Annotated in this window: 17 protein-coding genes, 1 tRNA gene and 1 other RNA gene; 9 read left to right on the top strand and 10 right to left on the bottom strand. The window is 36.0% G+C overall.

The genetic code is table 11. The annotated features are described in order from the left end of the window. Positions 1 to 146: 146 nt before the first annotated feature. The 5 genes from secF to queA form a co-directional block, all read right to left on the bottom strand. Positions 147 to 1094: a protein translocase subunit SecF gene (gene secF / locus Q5N69_RS17960; RefSeq protein ID WP_304370464.1), complete on the bottom strand. Its 948-nt coding sequence runs from the start codon at positions 1092 to 1094 to the stop codon at positions 147 to 149. Between the two features lie 19 nt (positions 1095 to 1113). Beyond that, positions 1114 to 2961: a protein translocase subunit SecD gene (gene secD, locus Q5N69_RS17955; RefSeq protein ID WP_304370463.1), complete on the bottom strand. Its 1848-nt coding sequence runs from the start codon at positions 2959 to 2961 to the stop codon at positions 1114 to 1116. A 124-nt stretch (positions 2962 to 3085) separates the two neighbouring features. Then, positions 3086 to 3421: a preprotein translocase subunit YajC gene (yajC, locus tag Q5N69_RS17950; protein WP_304370462.1), complete on the bottom strand. Its 336-nt coding sequence runs from the start codon at positions 3419 to 3421 to the stop codon at positions 3086 to 3088. Positions 3422 to 3486: 65 nt separating this feature from the next. After that, the gene (gene tgt / locus Q5N69_RS17945) at positions 3487 to 4632 is read right to left on the bottom strand and encodes a tRNA guanosine(34) transglycosylase Tgt (RefSeq protein WP_304370461.1); all 1146 of its coding nucleotides are present in this window, start codon (positions 4630 to 4632) and stop codon (positions 3487 to 3489) included. Positions 4633 to 4692: 60 nt separating this feature from the next. Beyond that, positions 4693 to 5739: a tRNA preQ1(34) S-adenosylmethionine ribosyltransferase-isomerase QueA gene (gene queA / locus Q5N69_RS17940; protein WP_304370460.1), complete on the bottom strand. Its 1047-nt coding sequence runs from the start codon at positions 5737 to 5739 to the stop codon at positions 4693 to 4695. Between the two features lie 453 nt (positions 5740 to 6192). Here queA and Q5N69_RS17935 point away from each other — a divergent pair. From Q5N69_RS17935 to Q5N69_RS17915, 5 genes are all read left to right on the top strand, one after another. Next, positions 6193 to 6269, top strand: a tRNA-Trp gene (locus Q5N69_RS17935). Between the two features lie 136 nt (positions 6270 to 6405). Beyond that, the gene (locus tag Q5N69_RS17930; RefSeq protein WP_304370459.1) at positions 6406 to 6804 is read left to right on the top strand and encodes a DNA polymerase III subunit psi; all 399 of its coding nucleotides are present in this window, start codon (positions 6406 to 6408) and stop codon (positions 6802 to 6804) included. Further along, complete coding sequence (rimI, locus tag Q5N69_RS17925) at positions 6804 to 7250, top strand: ribosomal protein S18-alanine N-acetyltransferase (RefSeq protein ID WP_304370458.1); 447 nt, start codon at positions 6804 to 6806, stop codon at positions 7248 to 7250. Before Q5N69_RS17930 ends, rimI begins: the two co-directional genes overlap by 1 nt. A 255-nt stretch (positions 7251 to 7505) precedes the next feature. Further along, entirely contained in the window at positions 7506 to 7781 is a 276-nt protein-coding gene (locus Q5N69_RS17920) for a damage-inducible protein J (protein WP_304370457.1), read from the top strand. Further along, on the top strand, positions 7778 to 8056 hold the full coding sequence (locus Q5N69_RS17915; RefSeq protein ID WP_304370456.1) for a type II toxin-antitoxin system RelE/ParE family toxin: 279 nt from the start codon (positions 7778 to 7780) through the stop codon (positions 8054 to 8056). The genes Q5N69_RS17920 and Q5N69_RS17915 overlap by 4 nt, the downstream gene beginning before the upstream one ends. A gap of 218 nt (positions 8057 to 8274) precedes the next feature. Here the strand turns inward: Q5N69_RS17915 and Q5N69_RS17910 are convergent, their stop codons facing one another. From Q5N69_RS17910 to Q5N69_RS17890, 5 genes are all read right to left on the bottom strand, one after another. Then, a complete protein-coding gene (locus Q5N69_RS17910) occupies positions 8275 to 8877 on the bottom strand; it encodes a hypothetical protein (protein WP_304370455.1) in 603 nt (200 codons plus the stop codon). 45 nt (positions 8878 to 8922) lie between these two features. Next, positions 8923 to 10170, bottom strand: a complete 1248-nt coding sequence (locus Q5N69_RS17905) for a UbiH/UbiF/VisC/COQ6 family ubiquinone biosynthesis hydroxylase (RefSeq protein WP_304370454.1) — start codon at positions 10168 to 10170, stop codon at positions 8923 to 8925. Positions 10171 to 10242: 72 nt separating this feature from the next. Then, the gene (gene ubiH / locus Q5N69_RS17900) at positions 10243 to 11559 is read right to left on the bottom strand and encodes a 2-octaprenyl-6-methoxyphenyl hydroxylase (RefSeq protein WP_304370453.1); all 1317 of its coding nucleotides are present in this window, start codon (positions 11557 to 11559) and stop codon (positions 10243 to 10245) included. A 116-nt stretch (positions 11560 to 11675) separates the two neighbouring features. Further along, a complete protein-coding gene (locus tag Q5N69_RS17895; protein WP_304370452.1) occupies positions 11676 to 13034 on the bottom strand; it encodes an aminopeptidase P N-terminal domain-containing protein in 1359 nt (452 codons plus the stop codon). An 8-nt stretch (positions 13035 to 13042) separates the two neighbouring features. Then, positions 13043 to 13612, bottom strand: a complete 570-nt coding sequence (locus Q5N69_RS17890) for a UPF0149 family protein (protein WP_304370451.1) — start codon at positions 13610 to 13612, stop codon at positions 13043 to 13045. A 243-nt stretch (positions 13613 to 13855) separates the two neighbouring features. Between Q5N69_RS17890 and Q5N69_RS17885 the strand changes: the two genes are divergently transcribed. The 4 genes from Q5N69_RS17885 to metK all read left to right on the top strand — a co-directional run bounded on the left by Q5N69_RS17885 (position 13856) and on the right by metK (position 17005). After that, on the top strand, positions 13856 to 14167 hold the full coding sequence (locus Q5N69_RS17885) for a cell division protein ZapA (protein WP_304370450.1): 312 nt from the start codon (positions 13856 to 13858) through the stop codon (positions 14165 to 14167). Positions 14168 to 14290: 123 nt separating this feature from the next. Next, positions 14291 to 14473, top strand: a non-coding RNA gene (gene ssrS, locus Q5N69_RS17880) — 6S RNA. Between the two features lie 101 nt (positions 14474 to 14574). Next, positions 14575 to 15435: a glutamate racemase gene (gene murI, locus Q5N69_RS17875; RefSeq protein WP_304370449.1), complete on the top strand. Its 861-nt coding sequence runs from the start codon at positions 14575 to 14577 to the stop codon at positions 15433 to 15435. A 382-nt stretch (positions 15436 to 15817) separates the two neighbouring features. Continuing rightward, positions 15818 to 17005 (top strand): methionine adenosyltransferase, encoded by a 1188-nt coding sequence (gene metK, locus Q5N69_RS17870; protein ID WP_304370448.1) that lies wholly within the window; start codon positions 15818 to 15820, stop codon positions 17003 to 17005. The last annotated feature ends 118 nt before the right edge of the window (positions 17006 to 17123 follow it).

Here is a 17123-nt window from a genome sequence, read left to right as displayed (position 1 = left end):
GTACGCTTAGTTGTTGATTTCATAACACTCTCCAATTTACTTAAAGAAAAGTGTCAACCTTATTTAGGACGGGTCAATTTTTCAATAAAAAACCAGCATAATCGCTGGTTTTTTTATTGGTTGGTATTAACCTTTTCAAACAATACCTAAGGCATCATTTGTTCTTGGTCAGCACCTTCTTTCTCAATAACTTCAGGTATTAAATCTTCTTTCGAAATACCTAAAGCTAATGCAACCGAACTCGCCACATAAATTGATGAGTATGTACCAACAAATACACCAAATAATAAAGCCGTTGCGAAACCATGAATTAGCTCACCACCTCTAAAGAATAAAGCGGCTAATACTAACAAGGTAGTAATTGACGTGATAAATGTACGACTTAACGTTTGCGATAATGAAATATCGATAATGTCAGATGGTGTACTACCACGTACTTTTCTAAAGTTTTCACGAATTCGATCTGAAACAACAATGGTATCGTTGAGTGAGTAACCGATAACCGCCAAAATCGCAGCTAATACCGTTAAATCAAACTCTATTTTTAAGAACGAGAATAATCCCAAGGTTAACAATACATCATGGAATAATGCGATAACAGAACCTAAAGCAAAACGCCATTCAAAGCGGAATGCAACATAAACCAAAATACAAATTAAGGCTGTTAGCATCGCTAATCCACCTTGCTCTGCAAGTTCATCACCTACACTACCACCAACAAATTCGATACGTCTCATGTCAAGTTCAACACCCGTACCTTCTTTGATTGTACTTAAAACTTGGTCACCTAATAGTTCAACCTTTACGCCTTCACGTTCTGCAAGACGAATTACTACATCTCTACTTGAACCATAAAGCTGAACCACAGCATCGCTATAACCATTATTATCAAGCACATCACGTACTTTAGTTAAGTTAGCTGGTTCTTTAAAACCGATTTCAATTAATGTACCACCAGTAAAGTCTAACCCTAACGTTAATTTGTTAGTGTAAAGTGAAAATATGGCCGCGCTCATTAGTAATAAACTGAAAATCATTGCTGGTTTTCTGAAACGCATAAAAGCGAGTGTTTCTTTTAAATTTAAAATTTGCATAATAGACTCGTCGCTCTCACTATATTGATAATTTATCGAGACGTTTACCGCCCCAAACTGCATTTACAACGGTACGCGTACCAATAACTGCTGTGAACATTGAAGTAAGAATACCGATAGATAGTGTTACTGCGAAACCTTTGATTGGACCCGTACCTACAGCGAATAGAATTAACGCTGCAATCAAGGTAGTAATGTTGGCATCTATAATGGTAGAAAATGCAGCATCATAACCTTGGTGAATAGCTTGCTGAACAGATTTTCCTGCTCTAATTTCTTCACGAATACGCTCAAATATAAGCACGTTAGCATCAACCGCCATACCTACTGTTAATACAATACCAGCCATACCTGGCAAGGTTAATGTTGCGCCAGGAATTAACGACATAACACCGATAATTAAGATAAGATTTGCGCCTAACGCTAGGTTAGCTACAACACCAAAAGCTCGGTAATAAATCATCATAAAGATAAACACTAAACCAAAGCCCATTAAGATAGCTTGAAAACCTAATTTAACGTTTTCAGCACCTAATGTTGGTCCTACTGTTCTTTCTTCAACAATTTGGATAGGAGCGATTAACGCACCAGCTCTTAGTAATAACGCTAAGCTATGTGCTTCAGCTTGGCTGCCTGCGCCAGTAATTCTGAAGCTGTTACCTAAACGAGATTGAATGGTTGCAACACTGATAACTTCTTCCACTTTCTCAAAAATGGTGTTGCCTTCAGCATCTTTATTTTTAGTTGGTTTGTATTCAATGAATACTGTAGCCATTGGCTTACCAATGTTACTTTTAGTGAAGTTTGAAATTTTACTACCACCAGCAGCATCTAAGTCGATGTTAACTTGTGGGCGGCTATATTCGTCAAAGCCAGATTTGGCATCTACAATGTGGCTACCTTCAAGCATTACACGTTTTTTAAGTAATACAGGTTGACCATCTTGCTCATATAGTACTTCTGAACTTGCTGGTGGACGACCATTTAACGCGCTAGCTAAATCGCCTTCAGTATCTACCATTCTAAAATCAATAGTGGCTGTTGCACTTAAAATAGCTTTTGCTACAGCAGTATCTTGTACACCTGGTAATTCAATAACAATGTGTTTTTTACCTTGGCGTTGTACTAGTGGTTCTGCAACACCTAATTCATTTACACGATTTCGAATAATAGTAATGTTTTGCTGAAGCGCGTAATCACGTACTTCTTTAATTTTAGCATCGGTCATTGTTGCCGTTAGCGTTAACTTGTCGCTATCGGTTGAAATCAATAAATCAGCAAATTGTCTTTTAATGTAAGTTTCAGCTTGATCTAAATCAGCTTCTTTACGGAAAATAACTTGAATACCTTTGTCAGTTTCTTTAACTGAGCGGTAACGAATTTTTTCAGTTCTTAAATCAGCTCTAAAGCTATCAACAATATTCGTGTTCGCCTTATTAAGCGCCACTTTCATGTTAACTTCCATTAAGAAACTAACACCACCACTTAAATCTAAACCTAGCTTCATTGGCGTTCCGCCTAATTGAGCTAACCAGCTTGGAGTAGCGGGAGTTAGATTTAACGCAACAGAGTAATTGTCACCTAAATTATCTATTAACAAATCACGGGCTTTTAACTGTTCTTCAGTACTCAAGAAACGCGCTAATATTTGGCCGTTATCAAGAACAATTTTTGAAAATGGAATATTTTCGACTGCGAGCTTATCTTTAACAGTATCAAGTGTAGAAGTTGTTATCTCAACACCGCGTAATCCTGAAATTTGCACTGCAGGATCTTCACCGTATAAATTCGGCAAAGCATATAAAGCACCAATGGCTACTATAAAAAGTACCATGAGTGATTTCCATAATGGATATTTGTTTAACACCATATCGTCCTATTTTTTGTTAATAAATAATTAATGCCCGTATTACGTTTAACCGTAACACAGGCATTAATATAACGCATACCAAGCTGTTAGTTTTCAAACAACTTAGTATCACATTAAATGATTACAATGACTTCATTGTACCTTTTGGAAGTACTGTGTTGATTGCGCCTTTTTGTACTGTTACTTCAGTACCTTCAGCAATGCTTACAACGATAAAGTCTTTTTCGTCAGATACTTTAACGATTTTACCAACAATACCGCCTTGCGTTAATACTTCATCGCCTTTTGAAAGAGCTGCCATTAAGTTTTTATGTTCTTTAACGCGTTTTGCTTGTGGACGATAAATCATGAAATAAAACACAGCACCAAAAACAGCTAACATGATGATCATTTCCATACCACCACCTGCTGGTGCTGGAGCTGCTGCTGCATGTGCCTGACTAATAAATAAACTCATAAATTCCTCTTATATATTTAAATTAAAAACGGGTTAATAACTAAAGCCCTACCTAAAGGTACGCTTTATTTTGCATCACTTTCGCTAGATTCTACCCCAGCTAACGGTGGTACAGGTAAATTTCTTAATGCATAAAACTCTGCAACATATTCTTCAAGCTTATTATTTTCAATAGCATGACGTAAAGCTTTCATAATACGTTGATAAAAATGTAGATTATGCAGTGTATTTAATTGAGAACCTAAAATTTCTTTACACTTATCTAAATGATGTAAATAAGCACGTGAATAATTTTTACATGTGTAACAATCACATTCAGGATCTAGTGGGCCAGTATCTGTCTTATGACGTGCATTTCTTATTTTAATTACGCCGTCAGTTACAAATAGATGACCGTTTCGTGCATTACGTGTTGGCATAACACAATCGAACATATCAATACCACGACGTACACCTTCAACTAAGTCTTCAGGTTTACCTACACCCATCAGATATCGGGGCTTATTATCAGGTATCAAGGGTGTAGTATGATCTAATATGCGGATCATATCTTCTTTAGGTTCACCTACTGATAAACCACCAATAGCGTAACCATCAAAATCAATAGCTTTCAAACCATTAACAGATACTTCACGCAAGTCTTCATACATGCCGCCTTGTACAATACCAAATAATGCTGAAGGATTATCTCCGTGAGCATCTTTTGAACGTTGCGCCCAGCGTAATGACAATTCCATTGAATCTTGAGATTCTTTATGAGACGCAGGATAAGGTGTACATTCGTCAAATATCATAACAACATCTGAACCTAAACTTTTTTGTACTTCCATTGAACGCTCAGGTGTTAGCATAATTTTCTCACCATTTACTGGTGAGCTAAACTTAACGCCCTCTTCGGTAATTTTACGCATAGCACCTAAGCTAAATACTTGAAATCCACCTGAATCGGTAAGAATAGGTTTATCCCAGTTAATAAAATCGTGAAGACCACCGTGCTGTTCAATGATTTCAGTGCCTGGACGCAGCATTAAGTGGAAAGTATTACCTAGAATAATTTCAGCACCCGTATCAGCGACTTCTTCAGTTTTCATTCCTTTAACAGTACCGTAAGTACCTACAGGCATAAATGCTGGAGTTTCAACAGTACCGCGAGAAAAAGTTAATCGACCTCTTCTTGCTTTACCGTCAGTGTTAATTAAATCGTATTTCATTGGTTTTCCTTAGCCCACTAGCGAAACAGGCTAGCGGCAATTAATGAGTCAAGTAGTAGATTACTTAACTTTTTTGGTGAGAAACATAGCATCACCATAACTAAAAAATCTATATTCGTTTTTAACAGCATGCTTATAAGCTGCCATTATATTTTCGTAACCTGAAAATGCACTGACTAACATAAGTAAAGTAGATTCAGACAAATGGAAATTAGTAATAAGTGCATCAATCACTTCAAACTCATAACCCGGTGTAATAAAAATATCGGTATCACCATAAAACTCAGTTAATGGCTGACCTTGTTCTTTTGCCACTTTTGCTGCACTTTCTAACGACCTAACAGATGTAGTACCTACACCAATCACTCTCCCACCGGCAGCTTTAGTTTGTTTTATCTGTTCAACAACCTCAGCAGGTACTTCTGCATATTCAGAATGCATAACATGATCTGCAATCTCATCTACACGAACGGGCTGAAAAGTTCCTGCGCCAACATGTAGGGTAACAAAAGCTAAATTTACGCCTTTGTTTTTTAACTGTTCGAGTAAAGCATCATCAAAATGTAAACCAGCTGTAGGTGCTGCCACAGCGCCTGGTTTTTCATTGTAAACTGTTTGATATCTTTCTCTATCGCTCTCTTCATCAGGGCGATCAATATAAGGTGGTAATGGCATATGACCAATTTCATCTAATACAGATAAAACAGATTGCTCACCATGTACTTCAAATTCAAATAAAGCGTCGTGACGTGCCACCATAGTTGCCGTCACTTTATCTTCCAATATGACTTCAGACCCAACTTTAGGTGATTTACTTGCACGAACATGAGCTAAAAATCGGCGATCATCAAGTAAACGTTCTACTAATACTTCAACTTGACCACCTGTAGCTTTTTTACCAAACATTCGAGCAGGAATTACACGCGTATTATTGAAAACTAGCAAATCACCTGCTTGCACTTTATCAATAATATTTAAAAAATTAAGATCGTCGATTTGACCGCTATTACCATCTAGTGACATTAATCGACTAGAGGTTCTATCAGCTTTAGGATAACGAGCTATAAGCTCTTCAGGTAAATCAAATGAAAAATCGGCTACACGCATGTTAAAAACTATTACTTTTGAATAAAAAAAACGCGTAATTTTAGTGTTACAAGCCTTGAATAGCAAGAGAAACTCGTAATAGCTCGTCTATTTAGATAAGAATTAAGTGACTGAAAGGATGGCGGGTTAAAACAAATCAAATTAGCATTGCTTACAGATTAACCAGTATTTAAAGTAATCTGTCTACAATTAAAAATTATTATGAATAAAAGGTATCTACTATTCTTATTATTTTAGCTTTTTTGCTCTTTTTTCTAACATCGAGAACAATAAAATAACGAAATTAGTTTAATCTAAAATTAAAGCCACGCCTCACCTGCATACTTATCAAGCAAAACAAAGATACTTTATAATCAACAACGATAATTATGTAGATTTATTAAGCGAACGGTAAATATTTAGTATTTTATGCTTTACCTTTAGTAATCCTTGGGTATAATTCTTCTCCGTTGCAGGGGTGTAGTTCCAATTGGTAGAACAGCGGTCTCCAAAACCGACGGTTGGGAGTTCGAATCTCTCCACCCCTGCCAATTCTTTTCTTTAGATCTTCGTACCAATTTCTTATTACATATATCTATTAATTTATCTTGTTTGTCTTTCTGTTATTTGTGATTTCTGTCATGATATTACTCACTTTATTTTTGGCTTAATTCTCGATTTATCCTTATGGCAATAACTCAGCAACAATTTAATCACCTGAAAGAAATGGGAGTAAATGTATGGCAGCAACGCAATTCTGAACATGCAATTGAACATTCTGCTGAAAATCCAGAGACAAAAAATACAGAACCTTCTGTTTCAACTTCATTAGCATTTGATTTAAACCAGTTAACTCAACAACAATTATTTGTCGATGTTTTACAATGTATCGACATTTCAATTGGTGAAATAACCACAGAAAACAACATAATGAATCTGGGTTTATTCAACTGGCAATTTAAAGAAACAGACTCGATTACCTTTTCTAAAAGTATTTTAACCACTCCAATGCTCACAGCCTTTGAAAGTAATTCCCAACTTAAAAAAGACCTGTGGCAAATAATCCAACAAAAAGTATTAGCTTAATGACAGCATTTAAAAAGATCACCTCTGCAGATGTAGAGCACTTAATGACGATTGAAATGGCTTGTCATTCTCACCCGTGGACTGAAAAAACCTTCAAAAGCTGTATTGATGGACGTTACTTCGGGTTTTATCTTATTGAAGATAATGAAACGGTAGGCTTTTACATTGGTGAACATGTAGTTGGTGAAGTAACGCTTATGGATATTTGTGTAGCCCCCTCATTACAAGGCAAAGGTTACGGCAAACAACTACTAACTCATTTTCTTACAGAAACTAAAGCCCTTGCTGCTACTAAGGTATTCTTGGAAGTTAGAGCGAAAAACATTAGCGCGCAAATGATGTATATCAATCAAGGTTTTACAGAAACCAACAGACGCACAGGTTACTACCCAAGCGCCAGTGGATTTGGTTATGAAGATGCGATAGTGATGAGTTTAAAGCTTTAGGTTTGACTTTACCTGCACATTTTCTTGTTAAATGTATCAGCTCAAATTCGAGCTGATATTTGGCTAATATTTAATACCAGTAGTTAAAACTTCCCAATTTTAAAGTCACTAAAAAAAGCTTTTGGGTTATACTGATTAAATGTTCTATCAAAATGCATAAACTCCACTTTCCTTATTTACAATGACTCATGTTTGCCACTCGCTTAAAGCAGTGCTAACATTTGTGTGTACAACACAGATTTGAGGTAATTAATAATGGATACCCGCATTCAATTTAGAGTTGATGAAGAAACAAAAAATTTAGCACAATTAATGGCAGCAAGCCAAGGTCGAACGTTAAGTGATGCATGTCGAGAGCTAACAGAGAGTTTAGCAGAGGAACAACGAAAGGCTATGAACCATGATGCGTGGTTATCAGAACAAGTAAATGCGGCTTTTGATAAGTTTGATAATGGTGAAGCTCGCTTTATCAAACATGATGATGCTAAAAATCAAATGGAAGCCCGAAAAATGAAGATCCGTAATAGATGATCGTTTGGGAAGAAGAGTCATTAAATGATCGAGAGAAGATCTTTGAGTTTTTGTATGACTTTAACCCTGAGGCAGCTGAGAAAACAGATCAAATCATAGAAACAAAAGTAGAAAACTTACTTGATCATCCTTTAATGGGAGTTAAAAGAGAGCTCATTCGAGGACGATTATTAATTATCCCTGAAGTTTCTATGATTGTATCTTATTGGGTTGATGGAAAAACCATTCGAGTTATGCGTGTTTTACACCAGAAACAGAAATTTCCAATAGGCTAATATATTCTACTAACATCACAATAAGTCTTAGGTCATAGTTAGTAAAAGTGGTGATAGATGGATAAATTCAATCTTTCTATTTAATGTCCTAGTTAATTGTGCCCTTTCTTTATGACTTCTTTCTTCTTGATAACAATAACGGTAAAGACAATACAAAAAATCGAGCAACAAACTATATATGTTCGTTTAAGTAATGTATTAGTAATCCCTAGACAGATCTAATTAGCATTATTTTGAAAAGTAACTACAAAATAGTCACCTTCACTAACACAGTAAGCTGATGTTTTTATATTATGTAAGGGGTCTAGATATGATGAGAAATAAAATGCTAGATTACGCTTCTTTAATAATATTAAATCTTTAACATCTATATCTAATTTTTCATATAAAAACTCTGATGGAACTGGTTTTTTTGATGAGCATTTCTTATATTTTTTAAATAAAACCTGTACAAATGTGGCATGTATATTATTAGATGATTCCAAAAGAACATGATAATCATAATTATCAAATATAATGTTATTAACGCGGTTAGGCTTTGTATTAAAAAACATAGCAGCTTTATCGATATCCATGCCAATATACCTTTGAGGTCGGCTGGTATTTTTTTGTGACACTATCTTTTTAGCATTTTCTTGAGGAGGCTCTACATTCATATTGATAGAATCTAATGCTCCTTCTGGAATATTCATCCCAAAATCAGAATAACATTTCTTTTTAGCTTCTACGTTAGTATGTGCATTACACACGAGTTCATTGATATTAGTGGAAACAGCAGCAAAGGTAATCAATAATAATAAGGATAAAGATAGTGCTTTCATCGAACTTCCATGTAGTTATAACATTTAATTAAACAAGAAAAATCACTATTCCTGCACAGTAGCCAAACTCGGTAAATGCTCTTTCATTCCCAAAGCTTGCTTAGCCATTAATTGTTTAACGGGTTTTACATTATCAAACAAGTTCATGCCTAAACCTCTAACAAGCTGAGTCACTGGATTTTGCGGTGTAAAAACCTGTTTAATCGATTCCATCGCTGTTGCCATTTCAGCCGCTTCAGACTTTCTCCATCGCGAGTATTTATTTAATACTGTAGATGACGCCCATAACGCTTGGTCGGCTTTAGCTGTATTCTCTTGTTGAGTATAAGTTTCGCTTATAACTTGTGCTAAAGATGCTGCGTCGAGTAAACCTAAGTTCACACCTTGCCCTGCTAATGGATGAATAGTGTGAGCTGCGTCGCCTACAAGCACAACACGATCTTGGGCGAAGCTTTGCGACATTCTCATGGATAATGGATACGAAGGTGTTTCACTGACTAACGTTAAATTACCAAGTCTACCATCGCTTGCTGCCGTTAGCTCTTTAGAGAACTCCTCAGGCGATAAGCCTTTCAAACGTTCAGCATCTTCTGGAGAAGTAGACCAAACAATCGAACATAAATTTTTCTCATACAAAGGTAATAAAGCCAAAGGGCCTGTAGGTAAAAATACTTGCCATGCTGTGTTTTGATGTCCTTGCTCGCATTTTACTGTAGCTACAATCGCGTGGTGATCATAATCTCTAAAAGTAATAGGCATATCCATTTGCTTTCTTACCCAAGAGTTAGCACCATCGGCACCTACAACTAGCTTAGCCGTGATAGGCATTTGAGTGGTAAAGCTTGCAAAAACTTCTGATTCGCCCATGCCTATATTAGTAATATTTTCTTTGGTAAAAAAAGTAATGCCATTGTCTTGTTGAGCTTTATTCCATAAGGCTGTACGAATTACTGGGTTTTCAATAATCCAACCTAATTGCTCAATATTTGCGGCATCTGAAATATCTTCAGTAGAAAAAGATAACTTACCGTAACCGGCTTTATCCCAAACATGCATATGTTGATAAGGCTGAAGTCGTTGCTCCATTAAGTCTGACCAAACACCAAGCTGAGAAAAAATTTGTTGGCTCGCCATATTAATCGCACTAACACGAACACTAGGCTCATCAGTGATTGGAGATAGAGGGGTATTGTCAGCGATAGCGACTGTTAATCCTGTTGTTTTTCTAATAGCAAGAGCAAGGGTTAGCCCTACCATTCCTGCACCAACAATCAAGATATCAAATTTTTGCATGTTGTTTATTCACTTAAATAGAGTCATTCGAGTTACGATGAATGAATATAAAATAATAGCTATGTTTTATTTTTAGTAGCCCATCGCTTTATTTACAAAGGTGTTTTTAATAACAGGAACATAATTTAACACTTTCAAACCCATGTTTCTGCCCGCCACTAAAGGAAAATGCTCATTAGAGAATAATGTGACTAACGAATCCGTAAGATTGATAATATGCCCATGATCTGTTTTACGTGAAATGGCATATTCTGTTAAGCGATTAAATGCACCTATATCGCCTTTTTCAGCTAAGGTTTTATCTAACGATTTAGCTAAACTCTGTACATCACGTAAACCTAAGTTAAAGCCTTGCCCTGCAATAGGATGAATAGTATGTGATGCATTACCAATAAGCACCATGCGATGAAATATTTGCTCTTGAGCTTGCACTAACGATAAAGGATAAATATGTCGCTTGCCTACTTTTTCAATGCCACCTAACCAACTGCCAAAGGCATGTTCTAGTTTTGTTTTAAATTCGTCATCGGTTAATGCGTTTATTTCATCAGCTTGATCGGGTGTTAACGTCCAAACAAGTGACGAACGCGAACCTTCATTCGCCACTTTCACCATAGGTAACATAGCAATAGGACCACTCTCGGTAAAACGTTCGTAAGCAACGCCCTGATGTGCAAGCTTAGTTGATACATTGGTGATTAATGCTGATTGACCATAATCGGATTTATCACAATCAATGTTTGCTGCTTGTCGGCAAATAGAATTAACGCCATCACAACCAATAAGCAATGAAGCTGATAATTGAGTTTTTGATTTTAATGTAATATCAACCGAAGCTGGATGCCATTTTATTTGCTCAATAGCATCTGGCGTAAACCAAGTAAGATTATTCAGCTTATCAGTTTCAGCCTTCACTTTATTTTTACTTTGTTCAGTTAAGCTTTTCTGTATAGCTAAGCCCAACTTAGACATTTCAATAACATAGCCAACCGCGTCTACTTTGCCATGATTAGCAGTAAGATGATCTTCGGCTTTAATACGTGCTTTGCCATAATAGCCACGATCTGAAATATGAATATCGGTGATAGGTTGAGCGTGATCTTGAATATAAGACCAAGTGCCGAGCTGTTTTAAATATTGAGCAGAAGCATGAGATAAAGCCAATACTCTATCGTCGAATACTGATTCGCTCGTTTTTTGATTTGAATGGGTGTTTTGAGAAAGTGGTTTTGCATTAATCGCTTCAATAATCGCAATAGATAAAGGTTTACCTTCATGAGTTTTGAGAGGTAATAAGCTTAATGCCATTAACGATCCAGATAAGCCGCCACCTGAGATCACAACATCAAAGTGTTGTTTATTGGTTGTAATATTCTCTGATACTTCCATTTTTTCAACTATTTCAGATATATAAAGAATAATTAAAACAGACAAAAGCTTAAGTATTTTTTACTTAAACTTGTTATATAGTCTTTCTATTTAAGCTTTATATTTAAATTTTTAAGTTAAGAATTAGCCATCAAAGTTTCGATTTCAGCAATTTCTTTAGGCGCATTAACCGTTAGGTTCTCATAGCCTGTTTCAGTCACTAAAATATTATCTTCAATTCTAACCGCTATACCGCGCCACTTTTCTTCTACAGAGAGATCATCAAGTGGAATATATAATCCAGGCTCTATCGTCATAACCATACCCGCTTCAAATGCACGTAATTGTTCTCGTTTCTGATTACTTTGATAATCTCCAACATCATGCACATCAAGTCCTAGCCAGTGGCCTAAACCATGAATAAAATATTTTTTACAAGCTTTTTGCTCGATTAATGTATTTAAATCACCTTTCAACATTCCTAAGTTGTACAAACCTTCAGTAAGGAAATCACAAGTTAATTTGTTTAAATGAGCTAAGGTATTTTGTGGTTTTATGCCTTTAATAGCGATAGCTTGAGAATCTAAAACTAACTGATAAATAGCTTTTTGCTCTGCTGTAAACACACCATTAATTGGAAATGTACGTGTAATATCGGCTGCATAACCCGCAAGTTCACCACCGGCATCAATCAATAACATCTCGTTATCTTTTAAGCAGTCTGAATTTTCGGTGTAATGTAAAATATTACCGTTATCGCCGCCAGCAACAATACTCGTATAAGCAGGAGCTTTAGCACCATTTATAGCGAACTCGTGTAAGATTTCGGCTTCTATCTGGTATTCAAATTTACCTACCGCAGACTTTTGCATAGCACGTTGATGAGCCACACCACTGATTTGATTAACTTTGCGCATAACAGCAAGTTCAGCTTCGCTTTTAATTAATCTCATTTCATGAATGATAGCGCTGCAATCAACAAGTTTTGTTGGCGCTTTTTTACCTAAACGGGCTTTAGCTTTTACTGCTTTAAGCCAATCAAATACTTTAGTTTCAAATGTTTGACTAACAGGTTCGTTTTCACCCATACAGTAAAGTAAGGTGGTTTTATCCGTCATATAATCAGGTATTAATAAATCTTGCTGATCTAAAGTAAAACACTCATCTAAACCGTAAGTTGATACTGCAAGCTCTTGTCCTATTCTTCTACCCTGCCACACTTCTTTAAAAGCATCTTTCTCGCGCGAGAATAAAACCACACGATTAACTTCAGCTTTAATTAAAAGTAATACGGCATCAGGTTCAGGAAAACCCGTTAGGTAATAAAAGTTTTTATTTTGACAAAATGGATATTCAGTATCATTACTACGTGTTAACTCGATAGCTGCCGGAAATAACGCGATGCTATTTTCAGGCATGCTGGCAAAAAAACGTTCTCTGCGCGTAGTAAATTCTGTTAACGGTAATTCAGTATTAGCTAGATAATTTTGAGTCATAAATCTTCTTAGTGAAGGGTTTCTTCTTTTTGGCTACTTTCAGGTGGAACACCTAACTCAGTAAAGCAAAGTAAAGCTGAAATTCGAACATATTCAGCAATTTCATAAAAAGCTTGTTCTGTATCTTCATCTTCTTCCATTTCGTCAGAAAGATTAGCAATATCAACAAAGTCATTTAGCACTTCTTGAACATCTTCAGACAGTTTAGCTTTATTCTTTTGTTGTAAACCAAAACCTAAATTAAAACCTTGTACCCAATGTCCTAAGCCATTAGCTCTTTCCATAATGGTTTCATCGTCATCAGGTAACATAATTTGGAAGCTGTAAGAATCGTCTAAAATATTTTTCCAAAGCTCACTAAACATCTCTTTAAGAGTATTTTTAACGGCAGCAGGAAAGCCTTCGCTATTATTAAGCATGTCGTTAATAACAATAATGTAGTCGGAATCTTCAAAAATATAACCAGCAGACACTAAGCCAGTCATAACACCATGGACTTCAGCGGCGTGCATTTCAACACTTTCACTCGTTAATACAGCTTGCACAGTGGCAAAATCTAAGGTTGTTTGATCAGTCATAAAATTCATTTAATTTAAGTTAATTTTCTACTGCACATCGTAACATTCACGCTATCTCGACGCTAGCAACAAGCTGTAAATATTGGTTACATTTGAACAAACCATACCTTGCATCGAAGCTGTAGCATGATTATAGTTGCACGCTATGATTTAAAATAATTTTTTTAGCAATACAATAGAGTAAATGCGGTTATACTCCCTATAACGGATAACCCCGCATTATGGATAAACGAGAATAAAACAATGAGCCAAAACACAGTAACGATAAACGTTGCAAACAAATCACTCAAAATTGCATGTCCTGTAGGGGAAGAAAGTGCTTTATTGGCTGCGGCTCATGAATTGACTGTACGCTATAAAAAAGTTACCGAAAATACGGCTGCCAGTTATTCTTCTGAACAATCTATGATGATGACGGCGTTAAACTTATCTTATGATTTATTAATTGCTAGAAATACCGCAGAAAAAGAAAAACTCGCCTTACAAAGTAAAATAGAACTTCTTCAATCAACCATTGAACAAGCTTTATCTACTGCAGATATAGAAAAATCTTAAGTGCCTTATCTCTTTGCCTCTTTAAATTGGCTAATAAACACCTAAAAAGCCCAAATAAACAACACTTAACACTCACTTACAATAAATTACTTAATACCTTCATAAACTTTAGCTATACTAAAGATGTTTCTGGGGTGTTTGTATGTTGACTATGTCCCTGAGCCGATAAGTTTTAATTCAGGAAATTGATTAAACTCTATTGTGCAAGCCCGGCTCGTATCGGGAAGCCTACGGTTTTTATGATATTTCCGCCCTGAGCACCCGGTGTTCATGGGCTGAAGTTAGCTGCGGCACCTTGGAAACACTTATTTTTCTTCTCCCAAGTTTTCTCTGTACTTATTATCTTCTTTTTAATTTACAATATTCGTTAATTATTCATAAAGCTGCATGCAATAACTCTGTTCTCTATGGCTGTCACTCAAAAACCTTTACATAAACATATGCAAAATGAAGCGCAAACAACTCAAGCGATTGGGATATTTGATTCTGGCGTAGGTGGTTTGTCTATTTTCAATTGTATTAAAGAACAGTTACCAGAAGAGACACTCATCTATGTTGCCGACTCTTTATATGCACCTTATGGTGATAAGTCAGATGAAGAAATTATTGCGCGTGTAAATATTATTGCAGACCAGCTTATTAGCCAAAATTGTAAAGCCTTGGTTATTGCCTGTAATACCGCAACCGTTATCGCGATAGATCAGTTAAGAAAACGTCTTAGCATTCCAATTATTGGTGTTGAGCCAGCAATAAAACCCGCAGTAATTAAAAGTAAAAACAAGCGTGTTGGTATTTTAACAACACAAGCTACAGCGAAAAATCAGCGCTTTCTAGACCTAGTAGAAAAATATAAAAACAATTCTCAAGTTTATATCCAACCCTGCCCTGGTTTAGTTGAACTAATAGAAAGCAATCAACTACATTCCACTACATTTGATAACTTACTTAAAAGTTATCTTGAGTTAATTACTGATAAAAAAATAGATACCTTGGTTTTAGGTTGTACTCATTACCCGTTTTTTTCAGACAAACTTAAAGATTTTCTCAGTAGTGATATTGCGATTATGGAAACCGCCTTGCCTGTTACTGAACAATTAAAGCGCCAACTGATTCAACATGAATTAATGAATCAAACCACTGAGTTAACTCAAACATCTAAAGGCCAACCTCAATATCAATTTTTTAGCTCGCAAGCGAATAATGCATTATCTAATGTTATTTCGGCTTTGTTGAACAAATCGATCAATTTATTCCCCTTTGCTGATTGAACAGAGCTAAAATAATCAAAAATAAATAAATTAACCAAATAATAAATTATCGCCATATAGCATCAGTTCAGATTAATTCAGTTAAACCGTCAAAGTCTCACCTCAAAGCCATTAAAACAGTAAACCTTTGATAAACTATCATTTATTTGTAGTTTCATAGTTTTCGAATTAAGTATTTAAAACACCCAAGATAAGACAATTTAAGCCGTTTAGCCGTCTAGGCGTAAATAATTCTATGAAGTTAATCGGTAAACAGGTAAACTTGTCGAAAATTTTTACTAAGTTAATACGCTCTTTTCTATAGTTCGACTAAATTAAATATTATTAGTTGTATCTCTATTAATTATAGAAAATACGTTACCGAACAAATTATTGAGGTTTTATGTCTAAACACTTTTTCACTTCAGAGTCTGTATCTGAAGGCCATCCTGATAAAATTGCAGATCAAATATCTGATGCTGTACTTGACGCAATAATCACACAAGATAAACACGCGCGTGTTGCCTGTGAAACTATGGTTAAGACAGGTGTTGCTATCATCTCTGGTGAAGTATCAACAACAGCATGGGTTGATCTAGAAAGAATCACTCGTGACGTTATTAGTAATATTGGTTACACCTCGTCAGACGTTGGTTTTGATGGTGAAACTTGTGGCATTATGAATTTAATTGGCCAACAGTCTCCAGAAATTGCTCAAGGTGTAGACCGCGCAAAGCCTGAAGATCAAGGTGCTGGTGACCAAGGTTTAATGTTTGGTTACGCAACTAACGAAACTGAAACCTTAATGCCTGCTGCATTATACTACTCTCACCGTTTAGTTGAGCGTCAAGCTGAAGCACGTAAATCAGGTGTTTTACCTTGGTTACGCCCAGATGCTAAATCTCAAGTAACTTTTATCTATGAAGATGACAAGCCAGTAGCAATTGATACTATTGTTTTATCAACTCAGCATAACCCTGAAATTAAACAGCAAGATTTACACGATGCAGTAATGGAAAACATTATTAAGCACGTTATTCCTGCTGAATTATTAACAAAAGACACTAAATACCATATTAACCCAACAGGTAAATTTGTTATTGGTGGTCCAGTTGGCGATTGTGGCTTAACAGGTCGTAAAATTATTGTTGATACTTATGGCGGTATGGCTCGTCATGGTGGTGGTGCATTCTCAGGTAAAGATCCATCAAAAGTAGACAGAAGTGCAGCTTACGCTGGTCGTTATGTGGCTAAAAACATTGTAGCTGCAGGTTTAGCGGATCGTTGTGAAATTCAAATTTCATACGCAATTGGTGTTGCAGAGCCTACTTCAATCTCAATCGATACTTTTGATACAGGTAAAGTAAGTGAAGAAAAACTTGTAGAATTAGTAAGAGAGCATTTCGATTTACGCCCTTACGGCATCACAAAAATGCTAGATTTGTTACACCCAATGTACCAACAAACAGCGGCTTACGGTCACTTTGGTAGAGAACCTTATGAAATGACAGTAGGTGATGACACCTTTACTGCATTCAGTTGGGAAAAAACAGACAAAGCTGAAGATTTACGTCGTTCTGCTGGTTTGTAATATAAAAACTTAGCTCGCTTAATATCAAGTTAAGTATCGAGTTGACCCGTCCTAATATAGGTTGACAGTCATTTAATTAAAACGCCTGATGTACTTCATTGGGCGTTTTATATTTTAA

The sequence above is a fragment of the Pseudocolwellia sp. AS88 genome (assembly GCF_030551755.1).
GTDB lineage: Bacteria > Pseudomonadota > Gammaproteobacteria > Enterobacterales > Alteromonadaceae > Pseudocolwellia.
Note: the sequence above shows the minus strand (reverse complement) of the source record. Positions and strands in the feature narration are given on the sequence as shown.

What these genes read in the sequence shown, in the direction of transcription:
- secF (WP_304370464.1), bottom strand. Translation starts at nt 1,094, where the DNA reads ATGCAAATTTTAAATTTAAAAGAAACACTCGCTTTTATGCGTTTCAGA.
- yajC (WP_304370462.1), bottom strand. Translation starts at nt 3,421, where the DNA reads ATGAGTTTATTTATTAGTCAGGCACATGCAGCAGCAGCTCCAGCACCA.
- tgt (WP_304370461.1), bottom strand. Translation starts at nt 4,632, where the DNA reads ATGAAATACGATTTAATTAACACTGACGGTAAAGCAAGAAGAGGTCGA.
- queA (WP_304370460.1), bottom strand. Translation starts at nt 5,739, where the DNA reads ATGCGTGTAGCCGATTTTTCATTTGATTTACCTGAAGAGCTTATAGCT.
- Q5N69_RS17930 (WP_304370459.1), top strand. Translation starts at nt 6,406, where the DNA reads ATGGCAATAACTCAGCAACAATTTAATCACCTGAAAGAAATGGGAGTA.
- rimI (WP_304370458.1), top strand. Translation starts at nt 6,804, where the DNA reads ATGACAGCATTTAAAAAGATCACCTCTGCAGATGTAGAGCACTTAATG.
- Q5N69_RS17920 (WP_304370457.1), top strand. Translation starts at nt 7,506, where the DNA reads ATGGATACCCGCATTCAATTTAGAGTTGATGAAGAAACAAAAAATTTA.
- Q5N69_RS17915 (WP_304370456.1), top strand. Translation starts at nt 7,778, where the DNA reads ATGATCGTTTGGGAAGAAGAGTCATTAAATGATCGAGAGAAGATCTTT.
- Q5N69_RS17910 (WP_304370455.1), bottom strand. Translation starts at nt 8,877, where the DNA reads ATGAAAGCACTATCTTTATCCTTATTATTATTGATTACCTTTGCTGCT.
- Q5N69_RS17905 (WP_304370454.1), bottom strand. Translation starts at nt 10,170, where the DNA reads ATGCAAAAATTTGATATCTTGATTGTTGGTGCAGGAATGGTAGGGCTA.
- ubiH (WP_304370453.1), bottom strand. Translation starts at nt 11,559, where the DNA reads ATGGAAGTATCAGAGAATATTACAACCAATAAACAACACTTTGATGTT.
- Q5N69_RS17895 (WP_304370452.1), bottom strand. Translation starts at nt 13,034, where the DNA reads ATGACTCAAAATTATCTAGCTAATACTGAATTACCGTTAACAGAATTT.
- Q5N69_RS17890 (WP_304370451.1), bottom strand. Translation starts at nt 13,612, where the DNA reads ATGACTGATCAAACAACCTTAGATTTTGCCACTGTGCAAGCTGTATTA.
- Q5N69_RS17885 (WP_304370450.1), top strand. Translation starts at nt 13,856, where the DNA reads ATGAGCCAAAACACAGTAACGATAAACGTTGCAAACAAATCACTCAAA.
- murI (WP_304370449.1), top strand. Translation starts at nt 14,575, where the DNA reads ATGGCTGTCACTCAAAAACCTTTACATAAACATATGCAAAATGAAGCG.
- metK (WP_304370448.1), top strand. Translation starts at nt 15,818, where the DNA reads ATGTCTAAACACTTTTTCACTTCAGAGTCTGTATCTGAAGGCCATCCT.